General features: G+C 43.3%; 21 protein-coding genes and 1 pseudogene. 10 read left to right on the forward strand and 12 right to left on the reverse strand.

Going from position 1 to position 18,349, the window contains the following annotated elements; all coding sequences use genetic code 11:
* The first annotated feature begins 126 nt into the window (after positions 1–126).
* From vsple_RS16185 to vsple_RS16200, 4 genes are all read left to right on the forward strand, one after another.
* Positions 127–300 (forward strand): hypothetical protein, encoded by a 174-nt coding sequence (locus vsple_RS16185; RefSeq protein ID WP_255232586.1) that lies wholly within the window; start codon positions 127–129, stop codon positions 298–300.
* 320 nt (positions 301–620) lie between these two features.
* The gene (locus tag vsple_RS16190) at positions 621–941 is read left to right on the forward strand and encodes a hypothetical protein (RefSeq protein ID WP_261883857.1); all 321 of its coding nucleotides are present in this window, start codon (positions 621–623) and stop codon (positions 939–941) included.
* Positions 942–1,107: 166 nt separating this feature from the next.
* Positions 1,108–2,367 carry a hydroxymethylglutaryl-CoA reductase gene (locus vsple_RS16195; RefSeq protein ID WP_261883858.1) on the forward strand — a complete coding sequence of 420 codons (1,260 nt, stop codon included), beginning with the start codon at positions 1,108–1,110 and terminating at the stop codon, positions 2,365–2,367.
* Between the two features lie 33 nt (positions 2,368–2,400).
* Positions 2,401–3,324 carry a LysR family transcriptional regulator gene (locus tag vsple_RS16200; RefSeq protein ID WP_261883859.1) on the forward strand — a complete coding sequence of 308 codons (924 nt, stop codon included), beginning with the start codon at positions 2,401–2,403 and terminating at the stop codon, positions 3,322–3,324.
* Positions 3,325–3,612: 288 nt separating this feature from the next.
* On the opposite strand, the gene vsple_RS16205 is transcribed toward vsple_RS16200, so the two are convergent.
* Together vsple_RS16205 and vsple_RS16210 are read right to left on the reverse strand one after the other, a co-directional pair.
* Entirely contained in the window at positions 3,613–4,146 is a 534-nt protein-coding gene (locus vsple_RS16205; RefSeq protein WP_261883860.1) for a GNAT family N-acetyltransferase, read from the reverse strand.
* The gene (locus vsple_RS16210) at positions 4,143–4,412 is read right to left on the reverse strand and encodes a type II toxin-antitoxin system TacA family antitoxin (RefSeq protein ID WP_261883861.1); all 270 of its coding nucleotides are present in this window, start codon (positions 4,410–4,412) and stop codon (positions 4,143–4,145) included. Before vsple_RS16210 ends, vsple_RS16205 begins: the two co-directional genes overlap by 4 nt.
* A gap of 404 nt (positions 4,413–4,816) precedes the next feature.
* Here vsple_RS16210 and vsple_RS16220 point away from each other — a divergent pair, with 404 nt between their 5' ends.
* Positions 4,817–5,065 carry a type II toxin-antitoxin system Phd/YefM family antitoxin gene (locus tag vsple_RS16220; RefSeq protein ID WP_261883862.1) on the forward strand — a complete coding sequence of 83 codons (249 nt, stop codon included), beginning with the start codon at positions 4,817–4,819 and terminating at the stop codon, positions 5,063–5,065.
* A pseudogene (locus tag vsple_RS16225) lies at positions 5,055–5,346 on the forward strand (type II toxin-antitoxin system RelE family toxin). Before vsple_RS16220 ends, vsple_RS16225 begins: the two are co-directional and overlap by 11 nt.
* Before the next feature lie 131 nt (positions 5,347–5,477).
* Here the strand turns inward: vsple_RS16225 and vsple_RS16230 are convergent.
* The 8 genes from vsple_RS16230 to vsple_RS16265 all read right to left on the reverse strand — a co-directional run bounded on the left by vsple_RS16230 (position 5,478) and on the right by vsple_RS16265 (position 12,544).
* Positions 5,478–6,323, reverse strand: a complete 846-nt coding sequence (locus tag vsple_RS16230) for an SH3 domain-containing protein (protein WP_261883863.1) — start codon at positions 6,321–6,323, stop codon at positions 5,478–5,480.
* A gap of 150 nt (positions 6,324–6,473) precedes the next feature.
* Positions 6,474–7,058, reverse strand: coding sequence for a hypothetical protein (locus vsple_RS16235; RefSeq protein ID WP_261883864.1), 585 nt, complete (start codon positions 7,056–7,058; stop codon positions 6,474–6,476).
* 114 nt (positions 7,059–7,172) lie between these two features.
* Positions 7,173–7,796, reverse strand: coding sequence for an OST5 family protein (locus vsple_RS16240; RefSeq protein WP_261883865.1), 624 nt, complete (start codon positions 7,794–7,796; stop codon positions 7,173–7,175).
* Between the two features lie 124 nt (positions 7,797–7,920).
* Complete coding sequence (locus vsple_RS16245) at positions 7,921–8,898, reverse strand: hypothetical protein (protein ID WP_261883866.1); 978 nt, start codon at positions 8,896–8,898, stop codon at positions 7,921–7,923.
* 138 nt (positions 8,899–9,036) lie between these two features.
* Positions 9,037–9,171, reverse strand: coding sequence for a hypothetical protein (locus vsple_RS16250; protein WP_261883867.1), 135 nt, complete (start codon positions 9,169–9,171; stop codon positions 9,037–9,039).
* Between the two features lie 106 nt (positions 9,172–9,277).
* Positions 9,278–10,174 carry a YjjW family glycine radical enzyme activase gene (locus tag vsple_RS16255; protein WP_261883868.1) on the reverse strand — a complete coding sequence of 299 codons (897 nt, stop codon included), beginning with the start codon at positions 10,172–10,174 and terminating at the stop codon, positions 9,278–9,280.
* Between the two features lie 22 nt (positions 10,175–10,196).
* On the reverse strand, positions 10,197–11,756 hold the full coding sequence (locus vsple_RS16260) for a YjjI family glycine radical enzyme (RefSeq protein ID WP_261883869.1): 1,560 nt from the start codon (positions 11,754–11,756) through the stop codon (positions 10,197–10,199).
* Positions 11,757–11,944: 188 nt separating this feature from the next.
* Complete coding sequence (locus vsple_RS16265) at positions 11,945–12,544, reverse strand: class I SAM-dependent DNA methyltransferase (RefSeq protein WP_150868751.1); 600 nt, start codon at positions 12,542–12,544, stop codon at positions 11,945–11,947.
* Positions 12,545–12,706: 162 nt separating this feature from the next.
* Between vsple_RS16265 and vsple_RS16270 the strand changes: the two genes are divergently transcribed.
* The gene (locus tag vsple_RS16270; protein WP_255232572.1) at positions 12,707–13,585 is read left to right on the forward strand and encodes a LysR family transcriptional regulator; all 879 of its coding nucleotides are present in this window, start codon (positions 12,707–12,709) and stop codon (positions 13,583–13,585) included.
* 336 nt (positions 13,586–13,921) lie between these two features.
* Positions 13,922–14,818 carry a cation diffusion facilitator family transporter gene (locus vsple_RS16275; RefSeq protein WP_255232571.1) on the forward strand — a complete coding sequence of 299 codons (897 nt, stop codon included), beginning with the start codon at positions 13,922–13,924 and terminating at the stop codon, positions 14,816–14,818.
* An 18-nt stretch (positions 14,819–14,836) separates the two neighbouring features.
* On the opposite strand, the gene yddG is transcribed toward vsple_RS16275, so the two are convergent.
* Positions 14,837–15,778 (reverse strand): aromatic amino acid DMT transporter YddG, encoded by a 942-nt coding sequence (gene yddG, locus vsple_RS16280; protein WP_261883870.1) that lies wholly within the window; start codon positions 15,776–15,778, stop codon positions 14,837–14,839.
* A gap of 36 nt (positions 15,779–15,814) precedes the next feature.
* A complete protein-coding gene (yjjG, locus tag vsple_RS16285; RefSeq protein ID WP_255232569.1) occupies positions 15,815–16,492 on the reverse strand; it encodes a pyrimidine 5'-nucleotidase in 678 nt (225 codons plus the stop codon).
* Between the two features lie 191 nt (positions 16,493–16,683).
* On the opposite strand from yjjG, the gene vsple_RS16290 reads away from it, so the two are divergent.
* A complete protein-coding gene (locus vsple_RS16290) occupies positions 16,684–16,845 on the forward strand; it encodes a hypothetical protein (protein ID WP_255232568.1) in 162 nt (53 codons plus the stop codon).
* Between the two features lie 253 nt (positions 16,846–17,098).
* On the forward strand, positions 17,099–18,247 hold the full coding sequence (yiaY, locus tag vsple_RS16295) for an L-threonine dehydrogenase (RefSeq protein WP_261883871.1): 1,149 nt from the start codon (positions 17,099–17,101) through the stop codon (positions 18,245–18,247).
* The last annotated feature ends 102 nt before the right edge of the window (positions 18,248–18,349 follow it).

An 18,349-nucleotide genomic window follows, 5' to 3' on the forward strand; every position in this document is an offset into this window, starting at 1 on the left:
CGAAACTATAGTTGTCTTATAAATTGGAATAGCGAAATATTTAGCGATTTTCCTACAAATTTACTGGATCTATGCTACTGAGACACTATGATTTTAGTAGCGTAACAGACGACATAAGGCTGTATCATGAACGCACTACAATTCGAAGCTTTAAAACAACAGATTCATCTATTGAGCAATCAACAACTTATCGCTCTTCAAGGTGAAATTGGTGAAACCATCGACAACAAAGCCGACAAAAAGCAACAACCTTTGCTTACGGACGAAGAGATGAAAGCACTGAGCGAACTGTTTAGTTAATATCAACTTTACTAAGCAGTTCCTCATTTCTCCGCAGTTTTAACACAATGCCGCTTTACCACCCCTAGCAACTTATCAATATATCAAGCTATCAATATAGCAATTTACACCTACTCCGCCACAAATCATGCTGGTTGTTCTCTTAGTCACTCGTTTGATGAATGAATTTCATCGGATGTTCCAACGTACACTGAATTTCCTATATTGCTCCCCCTGACAACGACTTAGTCACAATGTATCGGCTCATAGATCGCACATTGCTCTTGCGTTCATTATTTAGCCAACCTAAACTCAACTAAGGGATAAATAGAGGTCGATGAATGTCCATTTCAGGTCTACATTCTGGTTACGCAATCATGCAACAGTCTGCCAACATGGTGGAAGAAGCCGCTGTGGAGATTAATCAGCTTGCTAAGAATGAACCTCAATTAGAGCAAGAAATGGCACCTAAAAGTGATCTCAGCTTTAATCAACTCCCTACCGCAGACCCTCTTCAAAAAGAAGCCGTGAGTGAACCCATGCCTTCTCACAGCGATGCGCTAGTTAAACTCACACAAAGTGCCAGCTACAATCGCGTGGGTGCTTCTGTCGTCGAGCGCCAGAATGAAGCCATAGGAAGTCTTTTAGATATTCACATCTAATATAGTGATTAACAGTGTGCTCATAATCTCTGAACAAAGCCTCGTGTATTTTTGCCGATGGAAGCACAAACTGTAACTCATTATATCTGACGCTTGTTTCTCCCCCATTACTCGGTAGAATCAGCGCAAAATATCTCTTGCTGTTCCAACTGTACCAATAATAATTATGCCAAAACTCAACCTGCACCGTCGCGACTACGTTTCAATCTTAGGTGGCGATATCACCGCAGAAGAATTAGAACAAAAGCTTCAACCACATTTCGACAAGCCCAGTAAAAAGCTGACTCCAAGCCCTTACTTGACTGAGAAAAATCTTACCCGCCGTTGGACAGCACTTGATAAAGCGGAAAGCCAAGCTGAACTGCTTGACGCCCATACTTTTTCGCAATTTTCTGCCTACGAAAAGAATATCGAACACTTTATTGGCACCGTTAAAGTGCCAGTCGGCATTTCTGGCCCATTGCGCGTAAACGGTCTTTTCGCTGAAGGTGATTATTTAGTGCCATTGGCGACCACAGAAGCCGCTCTCGTCGCTTCCTACAATCGCGGCTCTAAGCTCATTTCGGCTTGTGGTGGTGCAAGCGCAATGCTGCTCAATGAAGGGGTGACTCGCACTCCTGGGTTTGCCTTCGAGAACTTGGCGCAAGCTGGTCAATTCGTCGCATGGGTAGTGACGCAATACGATCACTTTAAGGCGCTTGCAGAATCGACGACATCGCACGGCAAACTCACCGACATCAGTTGCAACATCGAAGGCAATCACGTTTACCTTGTGTTTGAATTTTTGACAGGCGACGCCTCGGGTCAAAACATGGTGACCATTGCGACCAATGCCGTGTTCGAATACATCATTGAGCATACACCTGTAAAGCCTGACCATGCGTTTCTCGATGGCAATCTATCCGGCGACAAAAAAGCCAATACACAGACACTGCGCAGCGTACGCGGCAAAAAAGTAACCGCAGAAGTGAACATTCCTGCGGAGTTGGTCGAGAAGTATCTCCATACAACGCCAGAGAAAATGGTTCAGTTTGGACAAATGACCACTGTTGGCGGCGCACTAAGCGGTACCATTGGTATCAATGCCCATTATGCGAATGCACTGGCTGCGCTCTATATCGCTTGCGGTCAAGATGCAGCTTGCGTAGCTGAATCGGCTATTGGTATGACTCGTATGGAACTCAACAAAGAAGGCGGATTGTACGCTAGCGTCACCCTTCCGAACTTGATGTTAGGCACTGTGGGCGGTGGTACGGGGTTACCAAGCCAGAAGGCGTGTTTGGACTTGTTAGGGCTTCACGGCAACGGTAAATCACAAGCGTTGGCAGAAGTGTGCGCCGCGCTCTGTTTGGCGGGAGAACTTTCTATTGTCGGTGCTTTCTGTGCAGGTCACTTTTCGCGTGCTCATCACAAGCTAGCACGTTAGAATCCAGACTCGTTCTCTGATTCTGGAGTAGAGATGGATTATCTCCACCTATCGCGCGTAAGCCTTAAACACCTTACTGTTCTTCACGTTATGCTCAATACTCATAGCGTGACACAAACTGCGGAACAGTTGTATGTAACGCCATCCAGTGTCAGTAAAACACTCTCTCAGCTTAGAGTGATTCTCGATGATGAGCTTTTCTACCGCGATGGTACTAAGCTCATCCCTACTCCGTTTGCATATCAGATTGCACCAACCGTACATGCCATACTATCGAGTATGAACGGCCTTCTGCATCAAAAGAGCTTCGTTCCAGAGACTTACCAAGGTAGCTTTACCTTATCGATGCGTGAGAGTACTTTTGAAGTGTTTTCTCCAACCATCAGTCGGATAACCACTCAGTTAGCTCCCAACGCAGCGCTAAAAGTGTATTCAAAGCAGCAGTTCGGTTTTGACTCGCTTTTAAGCGGTAAAGTGAATGCCATTTTACTGCCCCACGATATTTCACAGCCTCCAACAGAAAACAAAGAGTTGGTATGGAAGACCATCTTATCTGATGAGATGGTGTGCTTGATGGGGGTTGATCATCCACTCGCCACAACAGCGCTGACTATCGAAGACTACCTAAGCTACAAACACATTGGGATCTTTGATAACGAACTGTCACAGCCCTTCTTTGAACAGAATTTGGTTCAGTGCCACAAACCTCGTGACGTCGCTATTTCGGTTGCTGACTTTGGCTCCGCCGCCGTACTTTGTCATCAAACACCCTACTTGTTTACCTGTTCAAAGTTATGGTCGCAGAAAGCCCTACAAGCCAAAGGACTCATCGCGAAGCCATTGCCTTTCGATTATGGGAAAGTTGCGTACAGCTTGGTATGGAATCGACCAAACATGAATGATCAAGCAATGAAATGGCTATGTGACCAGTTCATCACGCCAGAGAAACCGCTTTAAACGTCGGTGAACAACTAAGGTTGAAACTCTATGAAATCCAATTATCCCAAAGCCACTCTGCACTTCATCTATGCGGTAACACTATCCCAAAATGAACAAAGGCTCTGAAATGTGGGAGCAGAAAGCTCTAGGCGCTTATTGACAATGGGAGTCATATCAACCCCTTGTTAACGTGCGACAACGCAATGCCACCCAAATTAAAATGTTCACCCTAAACACTGAAGCTGATTTATATAAAAGTGGACAAGCGTTAGGTGTCCCTGTTGAACAATTTGTTATATTCGTAGCCTATTGATTAAAAAGCTGTTCTACCGTTTTCATTGGTAAAAACATACGAATACGCCCATTATGTTCGCACAGCACTTCAAAGCCGAACTTCGCATAGAACGCTTGAGCGGAATCTGTCAGACAGTCCACAACAATTGCGTACGCCCTCATATGGCGATTCACTTCCCATAAGTACTTCAGTGCTCGAATTAGACTAATCTTTCCGAGCCCAGAGCCATGAAACTCTTTGTGCACAGCTAACTGAGCCAACACAAAAACAGGAATTGGATACCTAGGAAGTTTCTTTGCTTGTTGTGCTGGTAATGTTTCTCGGCTGATTGAACTCGGTGCAACACTATAAAATGCACAAATAGCGAATTTTTGATTTAACAGTGGTTGAGAACTAGGTAAAACCATTGTTCGGCTAATACCTGCTTGCATGTGCTTTGCAGCTTGAGTTTTGATAAATGTGTTTAGCTCTTGCTCACCACAGTCAAATGAGTTGCGATCATGCTTTGATTTACTAAGCTCTACGAACTCTTTACCCCAACTCACTTAATACCACTCTCATCTGTAAATTTGGCAGCCTCAAGCAAAGCTTGATTCGGTGCTTTTGCTTTATTGCACGCAGCCATAAACTCGTCAAAGACACTGTCTTTAACCATAATACTTTCATGTTCCTCAATAACACGAGTCGCATCTTCGTCCATTAGTCTCACTACATATTCAGTGAGACTTTTTAAACCAAGTAAAGCCGATGCTTTTTCGGCTTTTGCCTTGATCTCTTCATCAAGGCGGATATCTAAACGTGCGGTTGCCATAGCCTCTCCTACGTACGGATCTATTCCGTAATTATAAAGAGTATAGTACATCCTTAAAGCTCATTCAATTTGTACGGAAAACTTACGGAACACGAGACGAATATGATGCCATTGCTATTTGAGAAGCTGTTCAGCGCCCCTCCACTCGCTTTGTGCCCATAAAATCCCCCGAACAAAAAGCCATCAAAATACGTTTAGCGGATGTTTGACAACCGGGGGAACCCATGTAGCCGCGTTAAGTGGTGAACAACGCCAACCACCAAGCCTAAACGATTGTGCCGTCAACACTAAAGCGGAATCAAGCCGAGAGTGTCACGCGTTGCGAATCACTATTAATCAGCTTGTTATACCGCTTAGTCAAGGCTAAAATGACCAACATAAAGACCACTTAAGAGACCGATTATATGACCACTAGAATTTTAGCCGATGTTGCTGCAAGTATTACTGAGTTGAAAGCTAACCCAATGAAAGTCGCATCTAGTGCTTACGGTGAACCTGTTGCTGTACTAAACCGAAATGAGCCAGCATTTTATTGCGTGCCTGCCGAAGCCTACGAAATGATGATGGACAGGCTCGAAGAGCTTGAACTACTCGCTATCGCTAATGAACGAGAGTCTGAAGAGAGCATTTCGGTAAATATTGATGACCTATAAACTCGACTTCAAAAAGAGTGCTCTTAAAGAGTGGAAAAAGCTTGGCTCTACTCTGAAACAACAATTTAAAAAAAAAGCTAGTCGAACGCTTAGATAACCCACATGTCCCGGCTTCAAAACTTTCTGGAGCTGACAACATGTATAAAATTAAGCTGCGTCAATCGGGCTATCGCCTTGTCTACAAAGTTGAAGATGATGTCATTGTTGTAACCGTACTGGCAGTAGGAAAACGCGAACGTAGCGGTGTTTACCGTAACGCTATGAAAAGGTTAGATGACTGATTGCGGTATAGCGCGCGTTAAGTAGTGAGCAACATTGCCACCTTACTCAAACACTGCACCGTAAACACCAAACCGATTGAAACCGAAGGCACCAAGCATTGCGAATCACTCTTTAATGCTCTTGTTAGATTTTAGAGTTCAAACTTAGCCAAATACCTAGCGAAGACCCAACCAACCCTTTCATCTCCAGTATCTGGGCATAAGTATTCAATTTTGATCCATCGTTTAGACTTACTAATAAACCTAACAACTTTGCCGTTAGATAAACTATCTAAAACCTCTGAGTTAATACTTGCAGATGAACGGACATGAAGAGATGTCGCAATTACAAAGCGATAGTCCTCCAAATATTGTAAGTCAAATTCTTTGCTTGCCTCTCTTACGACTGATTTAACAGCTGCTCTTGAGTTTTCTTGCTGAAAAATGTGTCCCCAGTCTTCGTATAGAGGCATTGATAAATTTACAAACACACTAAGCCAATAGTTAAGGACTAGCGTTATCAAAAGCTGAATTGACGGTTTTTGAGAGTCATACCATGCAAGAAATGAAAATTCATCAGAGGTTGAAGATACTAGCTTCAACTCAACAAGAGACTCTTCCACTTCTACATCATTTAATTCAATCGTAACATCCGTTGAAGTTAACTCTGATTCTTGGCTGGTCAAAACATGAAGAATGGCATCTTCTGAGTACTGCTGAATTAGGCGCGATTGCAACAGATTCGATATTTCACTGTACTTCGAAATGACATTTTGCTGTTGACGCATAAACTCAATGTTGCGAGAGTTCATTTTAAGGATGGTTTGAAGACGCTTGTGACTAGCCATGACTTTTTCCATCCTACGGAGTGGAGCCATTTGTCTTTCAAAGGCTTTGGTAACTCGATTGATTTTATTCAACCGTTCAGAGAGTTGCCTCTGTTTTTGAAGCACCCGATTCATGCGGGCATTCACTTCTATTACTTTTTGTATGCTCATTTTACCTCTGAAGTCGAATTAAAATCTAACGCCCAATTAAGGTGTGAAGCACGCGACCACAGCACTCAATTTGACCACCGTAAACACCTAATTCAACCCAAACCAAAAATGCCAAGCGTGCTGAATCACTCTTAAATTGTTTGTTAGTTTTTAATTGCCTGGCACTGAAATATTATAGATGACCAACCCCGCAACCAGTAACGCTGTAACTACACCAATTACTGCAACCCTCTTTGAGTTAACAAATGATGGTTCACCAACTTTAACTCGTTCCCACTCCTCTTTTAAGGTCAACTGAGCAAACTCTCGAATACTGTCGACCATTGCAGCTGATTCATCCCACTTTCCATCGTTAGCTAGAGTTTTTGATTTAACAAGACTTGTACGCAGCGCCTTTTGGCGCTCACTTTTATCATCAGGGTTTAAGCGCATCATGATGCTCGAATAGGCGATTGCCAGTTCTTGATGTTCTTCTTTAGTTTCCATTGAACGAGCTAACACATCAACTGCATCACCATGCTTCTGATTCATTGCCCAATATATTTCTTCTGTGGCGATCAACGCTGCAATGTACTTTGAGATGTCATCACGTAGTGCATCTATCCAGTTTTGTCTTAGTTGGGAGATCTGCTGTTCTTTGGTTAACACTAAACTTAAAAATGAGAATGCGCCTGCGATAAGTGCAGCAATAATCACCCCCACTGGTACAAGTACATTAACTGGAATATCACTCATAACTTTCCTTAAAAACTAACGCCTTGCTAAGCTGTGAGTGAACATGTGCCATGTTTGAGCGATAGCGAGTTCGGCACGCGTTCACGAATCAGACTTAAGCAATTTGTTAGTTGCTTACAAGCGAGAAGTTATATGTTCAAGTACTTCTGATACTCTCGCTAATTTTCTTTTCTGATGTTGGATACCCAACGTGTAAACAGTCGAATTATTATACGGTGACAATGGCGAAGCATTTACTGCATTACGGTACCCCTTTAACTTATTGAATGAGTCTGCTCTGTACTGCACTATTTCATTAAACTGATTCTCTAATGGCTTAAACTTATCGTCATAATAGATCAAGGTATCAAATGACGATTCGAGGGTCTGCCATAACCTTGTTTCAACTTGAAGTAAATCGTCAATCTCGTGCTTAATTACATGAAAATCTGGAACGCTTGGATTGTAGTTGGAAGGTATTTCAATATTTTGCTTGATAGCACGCTCCCAACGCTTCAAGCCTCTTATCAATTCAAGGCGACTTTCGTCTATTTTGGGCATACGCCAATCATGACGAAAAGCGATCAAGAGAAACAATGTCCCAAAACCTACCAATGCAGATGATACGGTACCTAAAGCTATCACTATGTTAATAGTGTTGCCCGTTTCTAGTTGCTCACCGCCGCCAAAAGCGACTCCTAGTCCGAACACTATAAAGACGAACAATAAAGGGATTAGAAATACTAGAACTTTGAACAATTTATCTCCGTACGAATCGTTGCAACTAACGCCGCATTAAGGTGTGAGCGACGCTTGGCTATACTTGAGCGAAGCGAAACTGCCAAGCGTTGCGAATCACTCTTAAATGCTTTGTTATGCAGACTTATTTTTTGACGCCAAAGTCACAAAACTTACCTATGACATTTTTGTCAAAATCACCGAGACGGACAGAATTACAAGCACGTGTTAAGTATTGAATAACAGATTCATTCGTTTCCTCTACGCTATAGTTAATGCTTGTTCCGTCATTTGTATTTACTCTAGCATAACCAACATACCGCCTACCTTCGACATTAGCATCAATCGCCAAAACCACTGATCTATTCGAAAATTCTTCGCCACTACTGCTTCCAGGATCATCGAACGGGACACCATAAAACTCCGCTGCTACCGGATTTATGGAAGTAAGAACAACCGTAGAAATCCCTTCAAGTGCAGCTATTGTATTGCTACCCAACTCTTGCTGAGTGAGGTTCATACTCAAAGTTGCCAAGTAAAGCCCATAATTTGTATAGTAGGCTAGTTCACTAAAACAGTATTTGTCTCCTACATTACACTCCACAACATCAAGAAACTCCACAGGATTTAATACACGTTTGTTCGGTATATCATGGGGTAGCAACTCTGTTCCTAGAAACACTTCATAATTCGAACCCAACAGAACTACGGTTTTATTTTTCTCAATGATTAATCGTTCGTCTTCTGATACTAGGGTAATAGAGTAAGTGAACTTAAGTGTTTTCCCTTCGGGGTCATGTGAGGATAAACGCGCAGAGAACAAGCTACTACTTTTTTCAGAGATAAAATAGTTAACACCTTTCCTTATTGCTTTTGCAGAAATATTACGATTTTCTCCCATAGAATTTTCGATGAGGCGACCAGTTAGTAAGTTTGCAATAGCATGAGAATTCAGCGACAAGTATGTACACTCGTTGTTCTCTGTACATGAAGCTATTGTGGTCGCTGGATAGTAATTCATTACGGATACTTCTCCTGAATTTACTACCTTATACTCTGTTGCGTTTACTTTAAGCGCAACTAATCCAAGTAAAATTAACCTTATTACATTGTTTTTTGTCAAAGTTTTCTCCACACATTAGCTGCATAACAGCCATATTAGACAGAATAATTCTGCACTTAAATATAGAATTAATCTGTTTAGTATCTCAATGACGTAAACGATACATCTTTTTTACTATAACTAACAATTATTTAATATCTACAGCTCTCTACCGGCATCCCAAAATACAGATTTTTCTGTAAAACATGAAATTGATGCGCCATATATATCAACCTGCTGCACAAATAAGTGTTGGGCAATTTGCCAACAAGCTGTTGCCAAAATAGTTCCCATGATAGCCTCATGTGCTCTCAAAGAGTTTTGGGGAAAATAAGTTTAAATCTTTGTTGCCACTCACATTAAAGAGAAACGCGTTGTTAGAGTGCTGAACCAAGTGGGTTTAGGTATAGACTTGCGGTCTCAGCATTGGTCGCTGAACATAAGCAAATAACTGGTCATGAAACTCATTCATTTGCTGCTTAGTGCATTTTGACCAGTTTAAGGCTTCCCCTATCACACCGTGATGCTGAAACGCATTGAGACGAATCGCAACGCTTTCTGGCAATGAGCTAAGGTAACGCCCTACTTGCTCGACTTCCGTATCTAAATCGCTTTTTCCAGGAATATGCAGTAAACGAACTTCATGCAGCTTTTGATGTTCCGCTAAGAAGTTGATTGAAGCGAGCACGCGGTGATTTTCGCGTCCCACTAACCATTGATGGGTTTCATTTTGCCATGATTTTAGATCGATCATTGCGCCATCAAGGTACGGTAGAACCCTATTCCAACCTTCTGGTGAAAGTGAACCATTACTATCAATAAAACAGGTTAAATGACAAAGCTGAGGATCCGTTTTGATTGCTTTAAAGAGTTCGATAATGAACGGCAGCTGCATTGTCGCTTCACCACCCGAGATGGTAACTCCACTCAGAAAGAACTGATTTTCTCTGACGATTTCAAGAACATCAGAAACTGTCATCAGTGATATTTTCGGGCTCGACTTATGACTGCACACATCAATGCACTTATCACAATGTGTACATTTTTCAGGGTGCCAAGTAACCCTTCCAGAATTGCTATTTAGAGTTAGCGCTTCACTTGGGCATTCAGGAACACAATCACTACAATGGTTGCAGTGATTGATGGTGTGAGGGTTGTGACAGGTGATGCAATCAAAGTTGCACCCTTGCAGAAACAACACCAAGCGATTTCCCGGCCCGTCAACACAAGAAAAGGTCAGCACACGGCTGACCTTCGCTTGTTTTTCTGCCTTTATATTGTTAGTAACCCTAGCCATGTGAGTCGTTAGATCAGAAAATTTATTGTTCGTAGGTAGGTGACATTTCTAAGCTCGCCACACGTGGTTTGCGCTCCAAAATGCCGGTATTTTTTGCCGCCTCTGCGCCCAAGAACGTGGTATTAGTACGAGAACCCTCATCGTCATATTTTGCGATATCAGAGAGCTTAATCATGTACCCCGTCACGCGCACCAAATCGTTAGACGCTACGTTTGCAGTAAACTCACGATAACCCGCTTGAATCGCACCTTTACATAGGTTAAACATCGCCTCAGGGTTGGATTTCACGGTCTCATCAATCGTTAAGATGTCGCTAATGCCTGATGTGTAGAACTTATGATGACCTGCCGTCGCTCGTACGTAAGAGACTGGGTCTGGCTCAGTTCCGTAAGGAATACGCACACCTGGGGTGACATCTTTATCAAGACTAATACCGCCTTGTGCGTGCAGCAGTGCTTTACCGTTTAATCCATATTGAACCGGTGAGGATTCAACAATCTCTGCAAGCTTTTTAGATATGGTGTGACCAAGCGTGTTAGCCGCTTCGTCGTGCCCGTACTTAGCTTCAACCCCCTCTTTCTCCATCAGGATGTTGACGGCTTCTGCCATGCCGTAGATGCCAAACATAGGTGCGAATCGCGCTTCCTCAATCAAGCCCTCTTTTGTTAAGAAGCCTTCAAAGAAATTCGACTCTTCATGAAGGAAACGACTGCGCGCATCCATCAGCTCAACCATAACGTTGGCGTATGTTGGCAGCACTTTCTGTAGAAAGTCAGCGCTGTCTTTAGACTTTAGCGCGACCTCTTTTAAGTTCATGCGAACCAAGGTATTTGAACCACCAGCAAGAGGCAGAGAGTTATAGCAACTCACAATGCCAAAGCGCTTATCACCATAAGCACTCGCATGTGCTGGATAGTTCGCGATATGAGGTTTACTGCATTCACAGATGTTGCTCGCTGCTTGACGTAATAGATCGTCAGGTGTCACTGCAGGGTCGTACATAAAGGTTAAGTTAGGCGCGATTTGCTTAAGCTCAGCGTCTACTCGCAAAATAGTGCGACAGATGATGTTATCTGCTGGGCCGATATTCACATGCATGAACGCATCTGGAAGCGTGCGGTCCAGCATAATCCAGAACAGTTTTAGTTTTTGGTAGATTTGTTCGTCTGTCAGATCGCCAACGAAAGGCATTAACACATCATCCAGTTGACCAAGGTATACAGGGATAGAGGTCACGGATGGCACATGGTGATAGATGATCGTCAACATGTTGAGCGCTTCATCTAAATTGGTCGCCGCGCTAAGTTCTAAATACTCTGAGCCTTGATGTAAGTATTTAGAATAGTCAGGTAAGACGTAGCGCGGCTTAAACGGCGCATGGCCTTCAAACATGTCACACAGCACCCCGTCTTTGAGTGCTTGCTCAGCTTCTTGGCTGATTGGCATATACGGTAGGCTTGCTTCCGCTTCTAGCGCTAAATAGCTCGACTTCTGCTTAGGTGATAAGTTGGCATCCGAAATAATATTGTGGAAACGTTGCTGAAGTTCAGGCATTGGTGATGACGTTGTTTGGTGGCTCATGATAAAACCCTTTATATTTATATGGTCTTATTTTAAAAGTGTAATCATTTTTCCACTATTGAAATTTAATCAATTAAACATTTCCATTATGGAAATACCTATCATCAATGTAACACCCAAAAGAAAACCCACACTGCAAAACAGCATGGGTTTATTCTATCTATTTAGTATCAATACGTTAGCGGGATTTAGTACGGATGGTAAGACTGCTTACGACCTACACCCATTAGCACTTTCAACTCACCCTGAGGGGTATCAATCGAGAATGGTACTGAAACTTCTACGTTTGAGAAACCTGCCGCCATTAACACGTTCTCTGAGCGGCTCAGTGTTAAACCAGACGCTTCGTCATCGCTCTCTACACACCAATCCCAGTGAACAAACAGTCCATCTTCTTCTAACAGTGTGTAAATCAAACTCACCGTATCTTGCAGATTCGGGATAAAGCCACACACAGACGAAGCGACTACGACATCAAATTGCTTTCGAAATGCAGGGTGTTGAGCTGCTAAACCACGAGAAAGAATATCAACAACGGGCTCTACGTTAGGTAGCTCTTTTTTGTCGAGTTCTTCAATCATGGCTTCAGAGAAATCTAAAGCAATAATCTCTTTTGCAAAAGGGGACACTTTTTGGCTAAGCAGACCTGTGCCACAACCAAAATCAAGGACACGGGTTCCGTCTAGATCAACGAGCTGGCTTAACTGGTCAAATACGGCTTTTGCGAATTCAGCCGTTGCAGGTTCTTTATCCCAGTCTTTTGCGTACTCGTCCCATTGTTTCGCCATCATGGCCTCCATCTTTACTTCTTGTACGTTCGGAACCCTCTCAGATTAAACTAAATTGACCCGTTCGTCATAGAGTTATCATGCAATGATGGACTATTTCTAAGAGAATCAGCACAATATTCACATATAAACCTTACGATCCTCGCTCATTCTGGAAAATCTATGAACTTGTCTCAAATCCAAGCGTTTTGTTCCGTTGCAGACCTCGGCTCAGTATCAGAAGCTGCGCGCCAGCTCGAATGCAACCGAACCAAGCTCAGCATGTCGATCAAAGCTCTTGAGAAAGAACTGGATATCGAGCTATTCGTTCGCAGTGGCAACCATGTTGAGCTGTCAGAAGCGGGAAAAGCGATCTACAAGGATTGTGAAGGCATGTTGGTCACAGCTGCGCGTATAAAGCAGACTTGTTTGCATGTTTCGGGTGAGTTTAACGCCGAGATTTGGATAGCCCGTGATGATTCATTGCCCGATGAGATGTGGCAAGACCTATCGCATAAACTGAACAATCGCTACCCTTCCACCTCATTCAATATTGTTTTAGCGTCTAGTGGCGATTTGGCCAACCTTGTTGAAACCCAGCAGGTTGACTTCGCCTTTGGTGTCGACTACGAGAGTTTTGATGATCCTAGGATCCTCTACAACCCTCTCGGGAAGATTCGGATGATGTCGGTTTGCCAGAAAGGACATGCACTGAGCCAGATGCGTCGAGTCTCTGACGAAGTGCTACGTAACTCGATGCAGGCGACCATGGTATACCTCAACGAGAAAGACAACCCAGTACTTGATCCGTTCTCACGCCGTTACATTGGCTTTTCAAGCTTCGATTACATGCTCGATACCATTATGCGTGAAGACGCGTGGGGCGTAATGCCAGAACCTTTGATTCGTCACCTACTCCGCGAGCAAAAGCTTGCCGTGATTAAGCATACTTACGGTTTAACTCAAGAAGATTACTGTATGTTTACTGCTGCAGGTATGGCCGAGCACCCGGGCATGAATTGGTTAGCGGATAAGATCAGTGACTATCTGTTCGATTTTTAGATACTGGATGATACCTCCAGCCCTCTACCTATTGTCTATTTGATGTCGGTGAGCACCTTTAACAGTGAGTGCTCATCACCACCATCAATATGAGCGTTTTAGCTATTTACTACACCTGATATTTAAAGCGCATCTACCTTCACGATTTCTCAAACTCTCTTTAATCAATGTCAGTCAGTGTCAAAAAAAATGACAGACAAAACCACTCATAAGACATTGATTTAATTGAATAATTAATTAAAGCCGCATTTTCCACCTCAGGCAATGATAGATTGAGTTTGTAAAACTCGTTCAGTATTAGAACAATGGAGGTATCGAAAACACTTGGAAATTATTATGTGTGACAGGACAAACCAAAACGAAAATCGAGTATTAATGTTCTCAGCCCTTCTTGCATCTGGCTTTGCATTGGGAGGCTTAGCACTAGGCTTAATTGTTGGTTCCCTCGTCATCGTGTTCGACGGTGTTTATTCATTAGTAAGTTTACTGTTAACTTTATTGTCACTAGCAGCATCGAAGTACATTAATCGCCCGTCGGACTCTAACTTCCCATTTGGTCGAGCGATTATTGAACCCATCGTTATCGCGTTTAAAGCCACGGTTATTCTACTCGTCGTCGGTTATTCGCTTTACTCTGCCGTTGGCGCACTCATGACTGGTGGTCGTGAAGTCGACGCTTCAATTGCAACTGTTTTTGGTGCGTTGAATGTACTGGGTTGTGGTTATGCATGGTGGTACATCGCCAATAAAAGTAAATCATTCTCTTCTGGTCTCATTGAAGCAGAATCGAAGCAGTGGCAAATGGATACCTTGTTGAGTGTGGCTGTTACCGCAGGTTTCATTGCAGCCTGGTTAATCACCTTGTCGCCTTACACTGAACTTGCAGTGTACGCGGACCCGATGATGATGGTTCTGATGTCGTTCTACTTCATCAAAGTACCGTTCGATATGCTTAAGCAAGCAATGCGCGAACTGCTGATGATGTCGGCGAACAAAGAGATCTGTGAAAAGGTTGATGAGAACGTCATCGCAGTCGATAAGGAAGCGCAACAAGATCTTGAGTTGAAAGGCGTAACCAAGGTAGGTCAAGAACTGCGTATCAACGTAGATATACATCCTAACAACCAAGGCATCATTGCGGTCAATGATATTGAAAAGACGCGCCGCTTACTGAAGCGACGCTTATCGAAGATGCCTTATGAGCTAAAACTCAATTTGAGTATTGCTAGTTAGATTGGGAATAGTTCAAAACTAAATTTTCGCTTGCTCGATATCACCACTTTCTGATTCAGCCGACGCTTTGTGTGTCGGCTTTTCTCTTGTGACCCACCAGCACGCCAAGGAGCCGATGGTCACCATGCACACGCCTTGCAAGAAAGTGACCGTAAGCGAAAGGCCAAGTAGCATTGAAGAGAATAGAGTTGAAAAGATTGGCGTAAAATAAGACATAGTTGCAAGAAACACCATGTTGCCACCCAGTATCGCGGTGTTCCACAGCGCATAACCCGCTCCCATTGCCGCACCCGCCAACACAAGATCGATAGCCGCACTTGTTGTCATCACCATCGCTGGTTCGTCACTCAGTGCATATTTAATCCATAGCGTGACAGCCGTTGCAATGAAGAACAGCACGATAGCATTCTGACCTTTAGCCACACGCTGCGTATAGTTGCAATACACTGCCCAAATAATCGCCCCAAAGAAAGCCATAGAATAAGTCAGTGGGTTAGTCGCAACGTTTGCAGCAATCTGCTGTACCGAAAGCCCTTGATCGCCACTGATACTCCATGCCACACCATAGAAAGCAAGGAGGATACTCGGGTAAACCAATAAGTTAGTCTTCTTTTTGCTGAGTAAAACGGCAAGCAGTACTGTTAGTGCAGGCCATAAGTAGTTGATAACCGCCATTTCGATAGCTTGATGACGGCTATTTGCCATACCAAGTGCAAGCGCTAAAAATATCTCGTAACAGACGAAAAGTGAGCCGCCGATCAGCAAATACGATTTTGAAAAACGCGAGATTTTCGGTAAACCCATAGTAAACACTAACAGGATCGAGCTCACCGTATAGAGGCTAGCGGCGCCTCCAATCGGTCCTAATTGTTCAGAAACACTGCGTGAAAGCGCGATTAAGCAACTCCACAATAGAATGGCCATGACGCCATAACAACTGTAACGATGACTCTTTAACACTTGATTGCCTTTTTAAAAACCAGCTTAAACAATGACCTATTTGGAGAGTAATAGAGCCTTTAATTCACCTAATGATGCGACTTGATAGTGTGGTTCAATGCCACTTGGTCGTGGTTTACTGTCAACGTTGAGCCAGCAAGTGTCAATACCAAAATCGATGCCGCCAAGAATGTCTGAGTGAGGGTTATCACCCACCATCAACATACGATCTTTGGCAGGAGCGCCACTAATGCGATGTGCATGGTCAAAGATAGCGAAATCTGGCTTAGCGACGCCAACCTCTTCTGAAATCACCACATGGTCAAAATAGTCCGTCATCCCCGTTCGCTCTAAGCGAATAGATTGCAGCTCAGTAAAGCCGTTGGTGATGATGCCCATTTTAACTTTGCCTTGCAGTGCTTCCATTAACTCTTTCGCTCCTGGCAGCAAAGTACAGATATCGGCCATTGCATTCAGGAACGCAGTATTGAGTGCTGCCGTCGTCGTATCGAGTCGCTTCGCCCACGACTCAAAACGCGTGTGCTTGAGCTGATCTGCAGTGATTTTTCCATCTTGATAATCGACCCATAGCGGTAAATTCACCTCTTGGTACGCTGCGTAATCTTGATCATCAAACTCGACGCCAAATCGAGAGAACATCAGCTTCATTCCTTTAAAAGAGTCAAAGTGAAAGAGCGTTTCATCCGCATCAAAAAATATCCAGTCGTACTTCATTACCTATCCTAGTTGGGTCTAATTGTTCTTAAGAGGCAACGCCTCATCTTACACACTTTCAACATAACTGTGAGCTTGTAGAAAGTTCTGACTTTTTATAGAAGCCACGCATCAACTTATGATGTATCGCAAATTTTGCCACATATTAAACTAATAACATACAAGAAACACATCTCAATACCGGAGGTATTATGAAGCACTTCTTACCATCGTCTGTCATGCTCACACCATTTGTTGTTAAAAACTATGATGCTTTCATTGGTGAAAAATCTACACCAGAAACCGAGCAAGAAATCATAGACAACGAAAAAGCTATTGATGAAACCATCGATAAAGAGAAAACAAAAAGCTAATTATATTAGAATCTTATGTGTAGATTTCACATCAACAATATTCATTCTCATTTAGATGGCGCACTTTCGACGTCATCTATAACTATTGAAATTATCATTAGAAACTAATTAACCGTTTGCTTGTTGAAGCACGTCACAATCCCTAACCACAAAGTGGTAGTCAAGTGCGAAAATTGACCCAGATCAATTATTTCGTTGGTCTTTATCGCCAACATAGAACTCAGCAATAATCATAATTAAACTGGAGCAACTCATGGCTAGCGCATTTTTTATCCCTACAATCAACTTCATGGGCACAGGCTGTTTAAAAGACGCAGCAGACAGCATTCAATCACAAGGTTTTAAAAAAGGTCTGATCGTTACAGACAAGATTTTGAACCAGATCGGTGTTGTTAAACAGGTACAAAACCTACTTGAAGAACGTGGTGTCAACACTGTTGTGTTCGATGGCACTCAACCGAACCCAACAACGGCTAACGTAACAGACGGCCTAGAACTACTAACAAACAACGAATGTGACTTCGTCGTTTCTTTAGGTGGTGGTTCTCCACACGATTGTGCGAAAGGTATTGCACTAGTTGCAGCTAACGGTGGCAAAATTGCAGACTACGAAGGCGTAGACCAATCAGAAAAACCTATGATGCCACTGATCGCTATCAACACAACGGCTGGCACGGCTTCAGAAATGACTCGCTTCTGCATCATCACAGATGAAGCTCGCCACATTAAAATGGCAATCGTAGATAAACACACTACGCCACTTATCTCTGTAAACGATCCTGAACTAATGCTTGCTAAACCAGCATCGCTAACAGCTGCAACAGGTATGGATGCACTGACTCACGCGATTGAAGCGTACGTATCTATCGCGGCAACGCCAATTACAGATGCAGTAGCAATCAAAGCGATTGAGCTTATCCAAGCGCATCTACGTAACGCAGTTAGCAACGGTGATGATATCGAGGCTCGCGAGCAAATGGCTTACGCTCAGTTCATGGCGGGCATGGCGTTTAACAACGCATCTCTAGGCTATGTACACGCAATGGCGCACCAACTGGGCGGTTTCTACGACCTTCCACACGGTGTATGTAACGCGATTCTTCTTCCACACGTTCAACGCTACAACGCGCAAGTATGTCCAGAGCGTCTACGTGACGTGGCTAAAGCGATGGGCGTTAATGTTGAAGGAATGACGGCAGAGCAAGGCGCTGAAGCGGCTATCGCTTCTATCGTGACTTTAGCGGCTGATGTTGGTATTCCTGCAGGTATTGCTCAACTGGGTGCAAAACTTGAAGACATCCCAACCCTGTCAGACAATGCGTTGAAAGATGCGTGTGGTTTCACTAACCCGAAACAAGCAACGCACGAAGAAATTTCGGCCATTTTTGAAGCGGCAATGTAACCCTTCCGTTTTTAGAGCCTTAAACCTTAAATGTTAGTTTGAAAGTGGACTTGCCGTTGGTGGGTCCACTTTTTTATCGAGCAAAGTCACAATAATTTTCAG

It is taken from the genome of Vibrio pelagius, from assembly GCF_024347575.1.
In the GTDB taxonomy this organism is placed as follows: domain Bacteria; phylum Pseudomonadota; class Gammaproteobacteria; order Enterobacterales; family Vibrionaceae; genus Vibrio; species Vibrio pelagius.